14 protein-coding genes are annotated in these 16372 nt (G+C 27.5%); 7 read left to right on the top strand and 7 right to left on the bottom strand.

Annotated features, from left to right (window positions below; genetic code table 11):
* Window positions 1-7 precede the first annotated feature (7 nt).
* Entirely contained in the window at window positions 8-1576 is a 1569-nt protein-coding gene (locus tag T324_RS0111670) for an ATP-binding protein (RefSeq protein ID WP_028330421.1), read from the top strand.
* A gap of 80 nt (window positions 1577-1656) precedes the next feature.
* Here the strand turns inward: T324_RS0111670 and T324_RS0111665 are convergent, their stop codons facing one another.
* The 4 genes from T324_RS0111665 to T324_RS0111650 form a co-directional block, all read right to left on the bottom strand.
* Window positions 1657-3978 (bottom strand): ABC transporter permease, encoded by a 2322-nt coding sequence (locus tag T324_RS0111665; RefSeq protein WP_028330420.1) that lies wholly within the window; start codon window positions 3976-3978, stop codon window positions 1657-1659.
* Between the two features lie 32 nt (window positions 3979-4010).
* Window positions 4011-4718 (bottom strand): ABC transporter ATP-binding protein, encoded by a 708-nt coding sequence (locus T324_RS0111660; protein WP_028330419.1) that lies wholly within the window; start codon window positions 4716-4718, stop codon window positions 4011-4013.
* A gap of 41 nt (window positions 4719-4759) precedes the next feature.
* On the bottom strand, window positions 4760-5950 hold the full coding sequence (gene coaBC / locus T324_RS0111655) for a bifunctional phosphopantothenoylcysteine decarboxylase/phosphopantothenate--cysteine ligase CoaBC (protein WP_028330418.1): 1191 nt from the start codon (window positions 5948-5950) through the stop codon (window positions 4760-4762).
* Window positions 5951-6175: 225 nt separating this feature from the next.
* Window positions 6176-7783 (bottom strand): peptide ABC transporter substrate-binding protein, encoded by a 1608-nt coding sequence (locus T324_RS0111650; protein ID WP_028330417.1) that lies wholly within the window; start codon window positions 7781-7783, stop codon window positions 6176-6178.
* 566 nt (window positions 7784-8349) lie between these two features.
* On the opposite strand from T324_RS0111650, the gene T324_RS0111645 reads away from it, so the two are divergent.
* The 4 genes from T324_RS0111645 to tlyC are packed head-to-tail and all read left to right on the top strand — an operon-like array spanning window position 8350 to window position 12676.
* Window positions 8350-8967 (top strand): PhoH family protein, encoded by a 618-nt coding sequence (locus T324_RS0111645; protein WP_245580701.1) that lies wholly within the window; start codon window positions 8350-8352, stop codon window positions 8965-8967.
* Between the two features lie 13 nt (window positions 8968-8980).
* The gene (locus T324_RS0111640; RefSeq protein WP_028330415.1) at window positions 8981-11401 is read left to right on the top strand and encodes an HD family phosphohydrolase; all 2421 of its coding nucleotides are present in this window, start codon (window positions 8981-8983) and stop codon (window positions 11399-11401) included.
* A gap of 9 nt (window positions 11402-11410) precedes the next feature.
* A complete protein-coding gene (gene ybeY, locus T324_RS0111635; RefSeq protein ID WP_028330414.1) occupies window positions 11411-11848 on the top strand; it encodes an rRNA maturation RNase YbeY in 438 nt (145 codons plus the stop codon).
* Between the two features lie 6 nt (window positions 11849-11854).
* A complete protein-coding gene (gene tlyC, locus T324_RS0111630) occupies window positions 11855-12676 on the top strand; it encodes a hemolysin C (RefSeq protein WP_028330413.1) in 822 nt (273 codons plus the stop codon).
* Between the two features lie 53 nt (window positions 12677-12729).
* Here the strand turns inward: tlyC and T324_RS0111625 are convergent, their stop codons facing one another.
* The gene (locus T324_RS0111625; RefSeq protein WP_028330412.1) at window positions 12730-14337 is read right to left on the bottom strand and encodes a peptide ABC transporter substrate-binding protein; all 1608 of its coding nucleotides are present in this window, start codon (window positions 14335-14337) and stop codon (window positions 12730-12732) included.
* A 153-nt stretch (window positions 14338-14490) separates the two neighbouring features.
* Here T324_RS0111625 and T324_RS0111620 point away from each other — a divergent pair, with 153 nt between their 5' ends.
* Together T324_RS0111620 and T324_RS0111615 are read left to right on the top strand one after the other, a co-directional pair.
* On the top strand, window positions 14491-14856 hold the full coding sequence (locus T324_RS0111620) for a CidA/LrgA family protein (RefSeq protein WP_028330411.1): 366 nt from the start codon (window positions 14491-14493) through the stop codon (window positions 14854-14856).
* Window positions 14853-15563: an LrgB family protein gene (locus tag T324_RS0111615; RefSeq protein ID WP_028330410.1), complete on the top strand. Its 711-nt coding sequence runs from the start codon at window positions 14853-14855 to the stop codon at window positions 15561-15563. Before T324_RS0111620 ends, T324_RS0111615 begins: the two co-directional genes overlap by 4 nt.
* Window positions 15564-15566: 3 nt before the next feature.
* Here T324_RS0111615 and T324_RS0111610 read toward each other — a convergent pair whose 3' ends face one another.
* Both T324_RS0111610 and T324_RS0111605 read right to left on the bottom strand, forming a co-directional pair.
* Complete coding sequence (locus T324_RS0111610) at window positions 15567-15980, bottom strand: hypothetical protein (protein WP_028330409.1); 414 nt, start codon at window positions 15978-15980, stop codon at window positions 15567-15569.
* 27 nt (window positions 15981-16007) lie between these two features.
* The gene (locus T324_RS0111605) at window positions 16008-16235 is read right to left on the bottom strand and encodes a hypothetical protein (protein WP_028330408.1); all 228 of its coding nucleotides are present in this window, start codon (window positions 16233-16235) and stop codon (window positions 16008-16010) included.
* Window positions 16236-16372: the final 137 nt, after the last annotated feature.

Genomic DNA, 16372 nt, shown 5'->3' with positions numbered 1-16372 from the left:
CTATATTATGGATAACAATGACAATAAAAATCTTAAAAAGAATACCAAAACTGTAAAAGATACAAAATTTTTCCATAAATCCCCTCCAATTAAATTGGATACGGGATTTGTTAATTTAGAAAGATTTGTTGCTATAAATGAATACGATGACGGCAGTTTTTCAAGAGAATATAATTGCGATATAATTAATAGAAAAGGCCGTGACGCTGTAATAATAGTACCGTATGCATATATAGATAATCAAATACATGTACTTATGATTAGCACATTCAGACCCGTTGTTTATTATAGAGAAAAGGTAATGACAGAAAAAAATCCTGAGGATATAGATGAGCATATAATGAAATTCTTAGAGTTTCCTGCAGGAATGCTTGAAGAAGAAGAAATGAATGATAAAAATCAAAATCAAGGCATAAAAAAATGTGCTCAAAGAGAACTTGAGGAAGAAACTGGATATTCTGTGCCTTTAAAAAATATTAATGTACTTGGGCATAGATATTATAGTTCATCAGGAATCATCACAGAGAGAATAAATATTGCCACATGTGATATAACAGGCATAGTTCCAAAAAAACATATAAAAACTGACGGTTCTGTTATGGAAGAGACTATAGAATCTTTTTTTGTTCCTTTTAATAAAGCTATAGAATGGTGCAAAGAAGGTATAATAAAAAATGCTGGAACTGAAATAGGACTTAATAGGCTTTATTTTTCAATACTATATGAACATCAAAAAAATCACAATTTAATACTTCAAAAAAGGCTTCATACGCTTTTAAATGAAATTAACTCACTTAAAAAAAGTGCTGAACATTATAATAAACTTATAAGAGAATTTAAAGCTACTGTTTCGCATGAACTTAGACATCCTTTTACTGAAATTATGGGATACATTAATTTATTAAAAAAGAATAATATAACAGAAGAAAGAAGAGAAGAGGCTTTTAACATTGTTTCAAGAAGTGTAAAAAAATTGTATGATACTAATAATAACTTAATACAAATTGCACTTAAAGATGATGAAAATTCAAAATATGTATCAGAATTTAATGTAGAAGATGAAATTAATATAATAGTTGAAGGATACAAATTCATATATCCTAAAGACATCAAAATTGAAATAAATGTAGAAAAAAATTGTTCTGTTCTAATAGGATACCATGAAAGATTTAGACTTATCATGGAAGGTATTATATCAAATGCATTTAAATTCACAAAATCAGGTACTATATCTATTAATGTTAGAACTCTTGACACAATAGAAAAAAAGGCTTTGGATTTCTCTCCAGATTTATTTAACTATCATACAATGCAAAACATCATACCAAATGAAATAGAAATAATGGTAAAAGATACCGGAAAAGGAATAAAACAAAGCCAATTAAAAAAGATATTTATACCATTTTATCAAGGTGATTCAAGATTTGAAAGAGAGTATGGCGGTATAGGAATAGGACTTTCTGTTGTAAAAGATTTGCTTGATACTATGCAAGGGGCTATAAATATAGATAGTTCTGAAGGTGCAGGTACTATAGTAAAATTAAGAATGCCTTTCGGAATACCTGCAAAAAATTAATTTTATATTAAAATTATACTAGCCGCTTACAATTTTATAAGCGGCTAGTTTTTTATACAAGAACAAAGTAAAATCAAATATTATTCTTCTCTGTCTTTTAATCCCTCAACCATATCCAATTTATTGATATAATGCGAACTCATAATAGACACCAATAATATTACAGTAATCAATAAAATTATAGCAAGAGCATAACTTGATTCATATACATGAGGAACAAATGAGAATAATTTACTAGAAAATGGTCCTTTTACTAAATATAATATTCCATATCCAGCAGCTATTCCTAAAGGTATGGCTACTATAACCTGAGTAATAGTTTCTTTCAATGAAGCTATCATTATTTCTTTTGTAGTATATCCCATAACCTTAAGCAATGTGAACTCGTATCTTCTTGTTGCAAGCGTAATTACACCTACACCGTAAAGAGATGTAGCACCTAATAAAAATGCTATGAATATAAGTATTTGTACAAGAAGGTATATTGTCGCTATTTGATTCTTATATGCCTCATATTCATCATTTCTAAAACTATAATAAGATACTTCTTTGCTCTCATCTAATATATCTTTTAAATTTGAAATAGGAGTATTATTTGTTGTTGTAAGGAATAAAGTATTATAAACATCATTAATATCAAATGTTTCCTCAGCAAAATCTTTATTCATATAAACATAGAACATACCCTGCTGATCCACAAATTTACTTACTTTAACACGTCTTGATATGCTGTTTCCAAGAGTATATAATTCTACACCTATATAATCATTTTCTTTAACTTTCAATTTATCAGCTAAATATTTAGGAAGCATAACAGAATCTTCCATATTCTCATTATTAGGTATATCAAGAGAAGAAAAACTGTCTTTATATATAAGAGTAGGTATATACAAACTATCAGCATCATCTCTAAATGCAGGGTAAATTCTAGATTGATAAATAGCAGCCTTATCAAAATATTGTATGCAGCGGTTTGTCACTATATCAGAACTATTTTCCCATTTAACAGGATTTACCGTTGCTGTAGCATCATATAAAGCAAATTTTTCATAAAGAGTATATAAAAAATAATCAAAAGAATTATTAAACCCTTGTGCAAACACTGTCATACTAATGGCAGCAAACATTCCCCAAAGAGAAGCTAAATATCTAGTTTTGCTCCTTGAAGCATTTTTAATAGCATATCTTGTATTAAAAGAAAATTTATTCCATATTTTTAATTTCTCTATTAATGTTTTTCCACCGCCTTTAGGAGGTTCTCCTCTCATAGACTGAGCAGGATTAAGCTTCAATATTGATAAAGCAGCTAAAAGATTTGAGAATATACATACAAACAATATTATTATAGTAGCTATAATCCACAAATCTATATAAACATTATATTTGAAATTAGGCATATCAAATATATTTCCAAGAGCTTTAAATATAGGAGGTAAAAGAAACTTACTTGCTATAAAAGCTAAAAGTATACCAAAAAAAGACACTAAAAAAGAATATTTTATATACATAAACATTATAGAAAAATCTGTAAGTCCTATAGCCTTCATTATACCGATTTGTTTTCTTTCAACTGCAACATTTCTTCTTTGAATTATATAAAGTAAAAGTATAGCCATAAATAAAAGTATTGAAGGACATATATAAGAAAAAGAATCTATTTGAAGCAATGTCTGTTCATAATTCACATAATTAACAGACTGTTCTCTATCTGTGAAGAAGAATATTTTTTGTTTTAACTTAGTTCTTATTAAGTTTTCAACATTGCTTTTATCAGCATCTTCCTTGTATTTTATATACACAGAATTATAAGGTATATAATTAAAATTATCCTCATTAATTTCTATAACAGCAAAATCTTTAGCCTCAGAAGCAGTACTTGCACCATCTTTAAAAAGAAATACATAATTAGGATAAGATACTAATGCAGCTATAATAAAAGAATTAGTCTTATCATTATACACTAATTCAACAGTATCCCCAAGTTTTAAAGAATTAGCAATAGCAAAATTTTTATTTATAGCTATTTCATTAGTTTTTAATTCAGTACTTCCTTCATATACAAAAGGCTTATTTATTCTATTATCACTGTTGTCTGTTCCATAAATAATAGCATCAATATTATTTATTTTTCCTTGGAATCTATGCTTAGCCTCTACTTTAGCAATACCGTTTATTTCTTCTAATGTATCTATATCATTAGTATTAAACATTCCAAATAAAACTAAATCATCAAGTATATTATTTTCAAAATAATTTTCTGCTGATAATTTAAAATCTCTATACACTGTCTTTACAGCAACAAAGAAAAGAACTGCAAGTGTTACTATAAACACAGCCGACATAAATATAGCTAATTGCTTATTAATTTTTCTGAATAAAAGTTTAGTTTTTATATTTACCATTATTTATCATCTTATCCATTATTTAATTATTATTACCACTCTATATCTTCCGGATTTAGAGGATTTTCAACATCATATCTATCAATAACTTCTCCGCTTAGTATTTTTACAACAGTATCAGCCATTTTAGCTATTTCCTTACTATGAGTTATTAATACAATACTAGTTCCTAAATTTATATTCAAATCTCTAAGTATTTTTAAAGCCATAACACCTGTTTTATTATCCAATGCTCCCGTAGGCTCATCGCATAAAACAACTTTAGGCTTCTTAGCTATAGCACGTGCAATACTTACCCTCTGCTGTTCACCTCCTGATAATTCTGTAGGATAATGTTTTACCCTATTCTCAAGACCTAATAATTTCAAAGCCTCCGCAGCATTATCACGTGAAAGCCCTGTTATCTCTGTTGAAAACTCTACATTTTCTATAGCAGTTAAATTCGGAAGCAAATTATAGCTTTGAAAAACAAAACCTATATTTTCCCTTCTGAACTTAGCTAACTCTTTATTGCTATAATGAGAGATATCCTCTCCTAAAAACAATACTTGTCCGCTGCTTGGCTTATCCAAAGCGCCCAATATATTAAGCAAAGTACTCTTACCTGAACCGCTAGGTCCTAGTATAGCTGTAAGTTTTCCTTCTTCTATTGTAAGATTAACTGATTTCAATGCCTGAGTGGCACCGCCTCCATGTCCGTAAACCTTACTAATTTCTTTTATTTCATAAAGATAACTCATCAATCAAACCCGCCATTAAAAATTCTTTTTTATACTATATATTATAGCTGTTTTTTCTTCCATTCATCAACAGCAATACTTACTATCTCTTTTGCACATTCTTTTTTACTTAAAACAGGAAAGTTTTTACATCTTCCGTCTTTAAAAATAATAGTTATTTTATTTGTATCCTTCCCTATAGCATCATTTATATTATTGGCAACTATCATATCAGCACCCTTTCTATTCATCTTATCAACAGCATAATTTTTTAACTCCTCTTCATTTTCTGCAGTTTCAGCAGCAAAAGAAACTATTAATGTATTTTTTCTTTTTTTATCAATAGTAGATGCAAGTATATCATCATTAGCAATTAATTCTATATTATTGATATTTTGTTTTTTTACTTTTTTATCATAAACTGCAGATGGTCTGAAATCCAAAGGAGCTGCTGCCATAAGAAGTATATCTGTATTAGGAAGTTCATTTAATACATTGTCTTGCAAATCTTTTGTAGTTTCAACTTTTATTTTTTTATCTTTAGATGATACCGATAAATAATTATCTACTTCACCCTCTATATATGTAGATACTCCCCCATGCATATATATCTCTTCATATAAAGAAGCTCCCATTTTACCACTTGAATTGTTAGTTATATATCTTATAGGATCTATCCATTCTTTAGTAGCACCGGAAGTTATTGTAAATCTTATATTATCATATTCATTAGAAGTATTTGTTATCTTTTTTATTATTGTTTCTATATTTGCTAGTCTCCCTACTCCGTCATCCTTGCATGCCATACTTCCTTTTTCAGGTTCTATCAATTCATACCCTAAATCTTCTATCATATATTTTACATTTTTTTGTGTCGCTTTATTAAGCCACATATACGGATTCATAGCAGGAGCAAAATATTTTTTATTTGTATATGCTAAAGCTATAGTGCTAATACTATCATCGCATATACCATTAGCTATTTTACCTATCATATTGGCATCTGCCGGTGCTATAAGCATAATATCTGTTTTTTTATTTATATTTATATGTACAAGAACATCATCATCTTTCCATAAGTCTGTTATGACATGATTGCCACTCATAGTTTCTAAAGCCTTTACCCCAACCATATTCTCAGCATTTTTTGTAACAGCACAAATAACTTCATGTCCTTGTTTCTTTAACATACTGACTAACATTGGAGTTTTATATGCGGATATAGAACTAGTTATTGCAAGCAAGATTCTCATAATAGTATAATTTTAATAATATCCTTAATTGAACTTTATAATTAAACAATTATATACTACTATAAATAAAAAAAATAGTCTATATATTTTTATAATTTTTTTATTTTTTATTTTTACATATACAAATCATAAAAATATAAAATTATTTAATTTTCAATAAAAAAGAGCAAAGATTATATAATAATCAATGCTCTCTATTACGTATTATAATAAAAATCTGTTTAATTATTCTTTATAAGCATAAGTAAATTTATGCATAGATAAAGCATCATAATAAACATCTTTTAGTTTAGGTGAAACTAGCAATGGCTCTGTATAAAAATACATAGGAACTACAGCAAAACTATTCACAAGAAGTTCTTCTGCTTTATGCATAGCTTCCATTCTCACTTTTTGATCGCCTGTAGTCAAAGCTGTTTGAATATAAGCATCATACTGAGCATTACTATAAGAACTATAATTATTTGGAGAATAACTTGTATATAAAGCTAAGAAGTTTACAGGATCATTAAAATCACCAAACCATCCTCCGCGGCACATAGTTAAATTTTTATCATATCTTGTCTGCAAAAATACAGCCCATTCTTCTTGAACTATTTTAGTATCTATTCCTAAATGTTCTTTCCACATCTGCTGTACTGCTTCAAATATAGAAATATGGAATCCTGGATCTGCTTTAAACTCAAAAACAGGGAAACCTTTTCCATCAGGATATCCGGCTTCTGCCATTAATTTTTTAGCTTCTTCTACATTTTTTTGATAATTTTCAGGACTTATATCAAAAAATCCGCCGCCGTTCTCTCTAAAACTTCCTTCAGCATCATTTACACCATAAGGTACAAAAGCATTAGCAGGAGTTTCTCCGCCTTTAGTAACCTGTTCCACTATATAATTTCTATCTATTGCTAAAGCTAAAGCCTTACGAACTCTAACATCTTTTAATACTTCATTTGTAGTATTGAAACAATAGAAATATGATGCAAGCATAGGTTTAATTTGCAATAATCCTTCTTCTTTTAAAGTAGGAATATCTTGTGTAGGCAATATTTTAGAAAAATCTATAGAACCTTCTTTTATTCCTGCAACAGAAGCTGTTTCATTTTGCATAAGAACAAATTTTAACTGTTCTGGAACAACTTCAGCAGCATTCCAATAATTTGTATTCTTTACCATTATAATGCTTTCATCCTGATTAATTTCAGTTGTAACAAATGGACCATTACCTATATAAGTTTCAGCTTTCAAACTCCAGCTGTCTCCATATTGATCAACTATATCTTTTCTTACAGGATAAAATGTAGGAAAAGCAACCAAATCTAAAAAATAAGCTGTAGGTGCCTCTAAAGTTACTTCTAATGTATAATCATCAATAGCTTTAATACCTAAAGAATCAACAGGCATTTCTCCTGCTGTTATTGCCTTAGCATTCTTTACAGGTTCATGCTGAAAACTATACTGACTTCCAACAGCAGGATCTACAACTCTCTGCCAGCTGTAAACAAAATCCTCAGCAACTACAGGTTTGCCGTCAGACCATTTAGCATTTGTTCTTAAATGGAATATATATCTGGCTCCATTATCAAACTCTTCCCAGCTTTCTGCCGCACCTCCTACTATTTTCCCATCTTTAGATTTTGTAGTCAAACCTTCAAATGCATGCATTACATAATAACATGCATCTAAAGCTGTATTTAAGCTAGGATCTATTGTCTTAGGCTGAGGTCCTGCATTTATAGTAATAACATTTTTATTATCTTTGCTGCTGCTTCCGCCACAAGATATGATAATAAATGACATTACTATAAAAAATAGTATAAATATACGCTTATTCATTTTGTATACTCCAATTATTATAGTTATTGCTATTATATAATACAAATAATCACTGTCAATAATATTTACACATTTTAACAGTAATACTATTTGAAAAAATATCAAAAATTTCATAATAAAATTTAATTATTAAAAATATTATATTTTTTCTTGTATATATTGACAATACATATAATTTTGTATACTATTATAGATATAAAATTTATACTTAATATTAAAGAGGATGAAATAAAATTAATAAAAAAATTTTAGATAACAAAGTTAAATTTAAAGATAATGAGTCTTTTATTTCAATATGCGGTATTAATGATAAAAATCTTGAAATATTAGAGGAAAAATTTAATGTTTCAATATTCCCCAAAGGAAATGAATTAACTATAGAAGGCGATTCAAATAAAATAGAAGATACTTTAAAAGTTTTATATACTCTAAAAGACTTATATAATTCATCTGCAGAAATAACAGAGCAAAAAGTAGCAAGTATAGCAGATAATATACATAAAGATAAAGAAAATCAATTAATCTCAATGCGTATAAAATTGCCTTATCTAGGCAGAAATATAGAAATGAAAACTATATCGCAGGGAGAATATCTATATAAAATGCAGAGAAATGATATAGTATTTTCCACTGGGGCTGCTGGAACTGGTAAAACTTTTCTTTCTGTTGCTTATGCTATAAATTTATTGGCCGAAGGAAAAATAGAAAGAATAATCATAACAAGACCTGTTGTAGAAGCTGGAGAAAGTTTAGGTTATTTGCCTGGAGATTTTAAAGAAAAAATTTCTCCGTATATGCGTCCGATTTATGATTCTTTATACAGCCTTTTATCCAATGATATGATATCAAGATATACAGAAGAAGGAAAAATAGAAGTTGCACCGCTTGCATATATGAGAGGACGAACTTTAAGCAAGTCTTTCATAATTCTTGATGAAGCACAAAATACTACTATATCACAAATGAAAATGTTCTTAAGCAGAATTGGGGAAAAATCAAAAGCAATTATTACCGGAGATATTTCACAAAGCGATTTACCTAAAGATGTAGAATCAGGACTTAAACATGCCTTAAAAATATTAACTAATATCAAAGGTATCGGTTTCCATCATTTTGAAAAAAAAGATGTTATAAGACATTATTTAGTTTCTAAAATATTAGAAGCTTATGAAAATAATAATTAAGGGTATTTTTATTATGAATACAAATAAAAAAATAATGAAATCTGTTATAAATAAAACACCAAATATAGAAAGAATTTTGCAGGCAACAATAGCTGTATTAATGTATGCATTTACATTATTTTTGGTTTTTCCAAACTATATGCAAAAAGCAAATATACCTCCTGTTGGAAATATAGTTACTGAACCTTTAATAATAAAACGTAATGTAAGATATGAAAATAAAGCAGAAACAGAAAAAATAATATATTATGCTAAATCAGCTGTAACACCTATCTTTGATATGCCTAAGAATATAGAATATGAAACTATATCTAAGATAAGCAATATGTTTTCTTTTATTAGAATATCTCATGATAATAATGTTCCAATAGAAGATATGTACAATGAATTTTTAGCTAAATATAATGAACCTATAAATAAATCTGTATTCTCAAATGCTGCAATTAATGATCTTAATATAGGATATGAAAATAAAGTTATAGAAACAATAAAAGAACTATTTGATATAGGAATAATATCCAGAGAAAATTTGAATTCTGATACATTAAGCTTAATATTAGATAATGGAATATTTTTATATAGTTTTGATAATTATATAGTAGAAGAAAGAGTACTTCCAAAAAATAGAGTGTTCTTTTTAGAAGATTTAAGAATGGAATTGCCTTCCATAGTAGGTTCTAAATATAGAAATCTTAATATTAACCATATAAATACTATATCTTCTATAATTAATGCATTTTTAAGAGATAATTTAATATACAATTCTACAAAAACTAAAAAAAAAATGGATGAAGTTTCATCTTCAATACAGCCAGTATACAATACAATTAAAAAAGGATTTCCTATTTTAAAAGTAGGAGAAAAAGTGACAGAAGATAAATATGAACTTATAAGATCTCTATTTGGAAACAATTTTGAAAGCTACAATATATATATACTATTGGGTCAGGCTTTATTTATACTTCTAATATTTATATCACTTGGATGTATTATTTTTAAATATAAAATTCCTTTTTATATACATTTAAAAAATTATATATTATTCTCTATAGAATATGTATTAATTTTATCTATAACATATTTATTTCATAATCATATATCATATAGAATACATAATTATATACCATTCTATATATATACATTTATACCTATGTTTGCAATGATTAATTCGTTACTTGGAGCAAGAAAAGGAATATCTTCTTTAATAACATTATGTATAACTATATTAGCTGCAAATGTTGCTCAAGCAAATATATTTGAAACATCTGCTCTATTTATAATATCTATATGTGTATCAATACTATCTAAAAAAATTAATAGCAGAAATGCTGTTTTATGGATAGGATTTTATATAGGAATATATTTGAGTGTAATGTCTTTAATAGGAATGCTTTTAGACAGCAATGTAAATATAAATTATTTAACTTTTGTATTAGCATTTGCAAGCGGATTTACTCAGGCAATATTAGTTATGATATTTTTACCTATATGTGAATACATGCTTGAAACAGCAACTATATTCAGACTTCAGGAGTTAGCAGACTTAAATAATCCGCTTTTAAGACAATTACAAATGAATGCTCCTGGTACTTATCACCATTCTATTAGTATGGCAAATCTAGTTGAAACTATAGCGGAAGAAATAGGAGAAGATGCAAGACTTGCATGCGTATCAGCATATTACCATGATATAGGAAAAATGGAAAATCCATTATATTATATCGAAAATTCAAATGTAAATGACAATAGACATAAAAAACTAAAACCTACATTATCTGCTTCAATAGTAAAAGCACATATTCGTTTAGGTGTGGAAATAGCAAAAAAATATAGACTGCCTAAAGAAGTTATTGCAGCTATTAAAGAGCATCATGGTACAACTTTGATAAAATATTTTTATGTGGAAGCACTAAAAGAAAATCCTGAAGTTGATATAAATTTATTTACATATCCAGGTCCTCGCCCGCAGTCTAAAATCACTGCTATTTTAATGATATTAGACTCCATAGAAGCAGCAAGCAGAAGTTTAGATTCTCCAAAAAGAGAAGATTTAGAAATGATGATAGAGCATATTGTAGATGATAAGATAGCTCATGGGGAATTAAATGACAGCGGATTAACATTAAAAGATATAGAAATTATAAAAAGAATATCATTCCAAAAAATAATAGTTTCTCTACATGAAAGAATAAAATATCCTGAATTGCCGGATGAAAAAAACGAGAAAAATGAAAAAGAAGAGAAAGAAACTAAAGAAATAAAAGAAAATAAAGAAAACAAGGAACATAAAGAAAAGAAAAAACAAGCTGTAAAAGAAAATAAAAAAGATGAAGAAAAAATAAAAGAAAAAATTGCTAAAAAAATTCCAATAAAGCATAAAAATGAAAAAGAAGAATTAAAATATAATAATACTAAGGATACTGTAAAAAAATAATAACTATTTATGAAAGTCAATGTATTTAATGAAACTGATTATGATATAAATTTAAAATATTATAAATATTTTTTATACTGCTCATCAAAAGTAGCCGGTATTGATGGTGATGTTAATTTGGTTTTTTGCAATGATGAATACATAAAAATGCTTAATAATAATTTTAGAAATAAAAATAAAGCAACCGATGTATTAACTTTTCCTATGGGAGATATTAATGAAGGAGGCGATATAGTTATTTCTTATGAATGGGTAAAAGAAAGATATAAAGAAGAAAAAATAGAAAAAACTATATTGAAGCTTATTATTCATTCTATTTTGCATCTAAAAGGCATACATCATAATTACAGTAAAAAATCATTAATTGAAAATAATAAAAAAATGAAAGAATTATATTATGAAGTTATAAAATATATAAAGTCATACAAAAATAAATTAAGGGAATGATAAAAAATGCCTATAAAAAAAATAATGTCTAAAATAATAAAAAAGAAAGAACCTGAAAAAAATCAAAATGAATATGTAAATCTATCAACATTAAGTGCGGCAGAAAGAGAAATAATTACAAATACAATAGCATTAAAATCTAAAAATGTAAGAGAAATAATGGTTCCTAGAGTAGATGTATGCATGATACCAATAGAATCTTCTTATGATAAAGTGATAAAAACTTTTAATAAAGATAGAAATTCAAGAATACCTGTATATAAAGATGGAATAGATGATATAGTAGGTGTTTTATATGTCAAAGATTTAGTAGAAACAGATGAAAAAAATTTCAGCTTAAAAAAGATGCTTCATAAACCATTATTTGTTCCAATATCAATATCATTAATGGAATTATTAAAAAATTTCAGAGAAAAGCAAATTCATATTGCTATGGTAGTAGATGAATATGGAGGATTTTCTGGAATAGTATCTATGGAAGATGTTTTAGAGCAAATAATTGGTGATATAAGAGATGAATATGATGAAGAAGACGAAGAGGTAAAAAGTAATGATGACGGAACTTATTTGGTTGATGCTAGAACTAGGATAGATGACTTTAATAAATATGAAATACTTCCTCCTATACCTGATGATGAAGCGGATACTGTAGGAGGTTTTTTATTTTCATATTTGGGAAGACTTCCTAAAAGAAATGAAGCTATAGAATATAAAGATTATTCATTTACAGTAGTTGGAAAAAGCGGCAATATTGTTACTAAAATAAGAATAGAAAAATTAAAAAAAGATAATAAAGAAGAAAATACTGAAAATAACGATGAAGAATAATAAAAAATAAAAAGCCTCGTTTTATTTTGACGAGGCTTTATCATTTTTATAGTTTATTCTAAATATGCATAATGAAATTGAAACTCTAGTAATGGTGTTAATACATAATCTTTTAATCTTTTACTTACTAATAAAGGATTTGAAGGATTGTATATAGGTATTAATAAATTATCTTCAGCAATTAAAAGTTTTTCTGCCTCATGCATAGCATTCATTCTAACGTTTTGATCGGAAGTATTTCTAGCTGTTTCAATATATTTATCAAACTGAGCATTACTATAGCTTGAAGAATTTTGAGATCTGTAACTCAAGTAATTTTCTAAGAATGTCATAGGATCGCTGTAATCTCCAATCCATAATGTCCTTATAAGCTGATAATTCTTCTCACTTCTCATTTGCTGATAGGCTGCCCATTCCATAGAAGATATTTGCAAATCTACTCCTAAAGCTGATTTCCACATCTGCTGCACAGCTTCAGCAACCTGTATATAAATTAAATCAGAAGTAGTTTTATATTCTAATACAGGAAAACCTTCTCCATTAGTATATCCAGCCTCAGCCATTAATTGCTTAGCCATCTCTACATTATTAGAATAAGCATCTTTTGATAAATCTATATATTCTCCTCCATTTTCTCTAAAGTCCCCTTTTACATCATAAGCACCAACAGGTACCCAAGCACTTGTAGGACCTTTAGCAGTAGGTACAACATTTTCTACTATATAATTTCTGTCTATTGCCAAAGACAACGCCTTTCTTATTCTAACATCTTTCAATACTTCATTAGTAGCATTAATTCCGAAAGCAACTGTAGAAAAATAAGGGGCTATATAAACTATTCCGTCAGATTTTAATTTATCTAAATCCTGCTCTACAATATTCACAGAAAAATCTAAAGAACCATCTTTTATACCTGCCAATGCTAAAGTAGGATCTTTCATCATAACAAATGTAATTTTATCAGGTACTATGCTGTCTTTGTTCCAATAGTTAGTATTTTTAATCATTACTATCTTTTCATCAGGGTTTCTCTCTGTCATTATAAAAGCACCATTACCAATATAACTTTCAGGATTTAATGACCATTCATCTCCATATTTTTCTATAATATCTTTTCTAACAGGAGCAAATATCGGATATGTAAGTATATCCAAAAAATAACCAGTAGGAGATTCTAAAACAATTTCCAATGTATTATCATCAATAGCTCTCACAGCAAGCTGATCTGCTGAAAGTTCGCTAGCCATTATTTTAGATGCATTCTTTACATATTCTAAAAATGATGTATATTCAGCACCGCTATTAGGATTTACGCCTCTTTGAAGTGCATAAACAAAATCATTTGCTGTTACATTCTGACCGTCAGACCATTTAGCATTTGTTCTTAAATGGAATGTATATGTAAGTCCGTCTGCAGATATATCCCAACTTTCAGCAGCACCGCCTTGCAAACTTCCATCCTTGCCTTTAATAATTAAAGTTTCAAATGCATGTCTAGGATATACAAAATCATTTCCGGAAATAGTCGGATCTATAGTTTTAGGTTCTTCTCCTGCATTAATAAATAATTCTTTTGTACTGCGTTCTTTGCTGTTTGAAGAACATGAAATTAAAAAAACATAAATTAAAGCAGATATAATTAATAAAATTTTTCTAACCATAATTAAACCCTCTTAAATATTTTAGTTATCATAATACTATAATAGTAAATATAATGCAATAAAATAATATTTTTATTATTAATAATACTATTGAAAAACATATTATAAATATATATAATCTATAGCAAAAAAAATAAATAAATGGAAATAAAAATGAAGCTAATAAAACAGTTTGCGGTTATTTTTTCTGTATACTCTATAGCTGATATATTAAGCAAATCGCTAAAATTACCAATACCAGGAAACGTTATAGGAATGATACTTTTATTCATACTGCTTTTAACAGGAATAATAAAAGAAAATCATATAGATGAGGCAAGTGATATATTGATAAATAATATGGCTTTATTATTCATACCTGGAACATTAGCTATAATGGATGAATATAAATATGTTAAAGATGAAATTATACCATTTGTAATTATATGTGTATTTATGGTAGTAGTAATTATGGCATCTACCGGATTATCAGCACAATTTTTTGAAAAACTATTTTCAAAATTAAGGAAATCAAAATGAAAGATTTATTTATACAAAACCCAATAATACCAATAGTAATAACATTAATAGCCTATATTATATCGTATACTATTTATATAAAAACTAAATTTCCAGTTTTAACACCTTTGGTAACAAGTGTAATACTAGTTGGTTTTTCACTATACTTTATGCATGTGCCTTACAATGTTTATAATGAAAGCGGCGGAAAATTTATAAATGCTATGGTAGGGCCTGCAACAGTTGTTTTAGCGTTACCTATATATAGAAATTTGCCAATACTTAAAGCTAATCTTGCTGTTATATTAATAAGTATAGCAATAGGAAGCTCAATAGGAATAATAGGAATATTCATATCTGCTAAACTATTAGGTATATCTGAAGCATTGTTTCCATCACTTCTTACAAAATCTGTTACAACTGCAATTGCTGTAGATATAACTGCTAATATGGGCGGAATGAAGTCAATAACTGTTCTATCTGTTATAATATCAGGGGTTGTAGGAGCTATAGTTGCCCCATTTGTATGCAAAGTATTTAAAATAAAATCTCCGCTTGCTGTAGGGCTTTCAATAGGTACTTCTTCTCATGCTGTAGGTACAAGTAAAGCAATTGAGCTTGGAGAAACTGAAGGAGCTATGTCAGGACTTGCAATAGGAGTAGCAGGTGCATTAACTGTGGTTCTACTTCCTATCCTTTACAAATTGTTTCTAATGATATGGGCTTAAATATTATCTTATATCAGATTCGATAATATTAACTATATCATTATTAAAAAAATATACATTAAATGCGGTATCATCATCTCCGCATTCTATAACAGACTCTATACTGGAATCTTCATTAACTTTTATTAAAACTTTATATATATCTATAGAGTTATACCAATTATCATCTACATCTTTAAACATAAAATCGCCGTAAGCATTTTTTAAAGATTCTTTTGAATCAGATAATGTTTCAACATGCTCTTTCAATTTATCAATTATATCATCTAGTTTTAAAACCTTATGAACTCCTATATCAAACAATGATTCCAATTTTTGTCCAAAAACTTTCATAGGTTTGAAAACTTTATATAATTTCCAATCATCTTCTAATATATTTGCCTCTTCAACATCAAATAAATCTTCTTTACTTATCATAAAATCATCTCCATAAAATTTACTTAATTAAAGTTTTTTATTTATAAAATACAAACATGGCAAAGCAATACCAGAAAATAATATAACACTGTAAACTATTCCCTGTAAATCTATTTTATGACTATATACTATATCTATTGCTGTATTTTCTTTTCTAAAAGGGGTTGGCTTGCTGTCTCCGTCTGGACCTTTGCATTCCTGTTCAGAAAATAAAACTAAAAATATAAAAGGCAGCATCAATAAATATTTTTTCATAAAAAATAATCTCTTTTTTATTAATTTTCCATATGATTTTTAGTATATTAAAAAAAGTGAATAAGTCAATAGATTACTTTTGATAAAAAATATTGATTAGTTTGCGATAATTAATAAAAATAATTCTTAGAGTGGAA

The organism is Brachyspira alvinipulli ATCC 51933 (genome assembly GCF_000518245.1).
GTDB lineage: Bacteria > Spirochaetota > Brachyspiria > Brachyspirales > Brachyspiraceae > Brachyspira > Brachyspira alvinipulli.
The sequence above is the reverse complement of the archived record's forward strand: the minus strand, read 5'-3'. Positions and strand labels throughout refer to the sequence as shown.

Bases quoted from the DNA above. Each gene is read 5' to 3' on its own strand.
- T324_RS0111670 (WP_028330421.1), top strand. From the start codon at position 8: ATGGATAACAATGACAATAAAAATCTTAAAAAGAATACCAAAACTGTA.
- T324_RS0111665 (WP_028330420.1), bottom strand. From the start codon at position 3,978: ATGGTAAATATAAAAACTAAACTTTTATTCAGAAAAATTAATAAGCAA.
- T324_RS0111660 (WP_028330419.1), bottom strand. From the start codon at position 4,718: ATGAGTTATCTTTATGAAATAAAAGAAATTAGTAAGGTTTACGGACAT.
- coaBC (WP_028330418.1), bottom strand. From the start codon at position 5,950: ATGAGAATCTTGCTTGCAATAACTAGTTCTATATCCGCATATAAAACT.
- T324_RS0111650 (WP_028330417.1), bottom strand. From the start codon at position 7,783: ATGAATAAGCGTATATTTATACTATTTTTTATAGTAATGTCATTTATT.
- T324_RS0111645 (WP_245580701.1), top strand. From the start codon at position 8,350: ATGAAAACTATATCGCAGGGAGAATATCTATATAAAATGCAGAGAAAT.
- T324_RS0111640 (WP_028330415.1), top strand. From the start codon at position 8,981: ATGAATACAAATAAAAAAATAATGAAATCTGTTATAAATAAAACACCA.
- ybeY (WP_028330414.1), top strand. From the start codon at position 11,411: ATGAAAGTCAATGTATTTAATGAAACTGATTATGATATAAATTTAAAA.
- tlyC (WP_028330413.1), top strand. From the start codon at position 11,855: ATGCCTATAAAAAAAATAATGTCTAAAATAATAAAAAAGAAAGAACCT.
- T324_RS0111625 (WP_028330412.1), bottom strand. From the start codon at position 14,337: ATGGTTAGAAAAATTTTATTAATTATATCTGCTTTAATTTATGTTTTT.
- T324_RS0111620 (WP_028330411.1), top strand. From the start codon at position 14,491: ATGAAGCTAATAAAACAGTTTGCGGTTATTTTTTCTGTATACTCTATA.
- T324_RS0111615 (WP_028330410.1), top strand. From the start codon at position 14,853: ATGAAAGATTTATTTATACAAAACCCAATAATACCAATAGTAATAACA.
- T324_RS0111610 (WP_028330409.1), bottom strand. From the start codon at position 15,980: ATGATAAGTAAAGAAGATTTATTTGATGTTGAAGAGGCAAATATATTA.
- T324_RS0111605 (WP_028330408.1), bottom strand. From the start codon at position 16,235: ATGAAAAAATATTTATTGATGCTGCCTTTTATATTTTTAGTTTTATTT.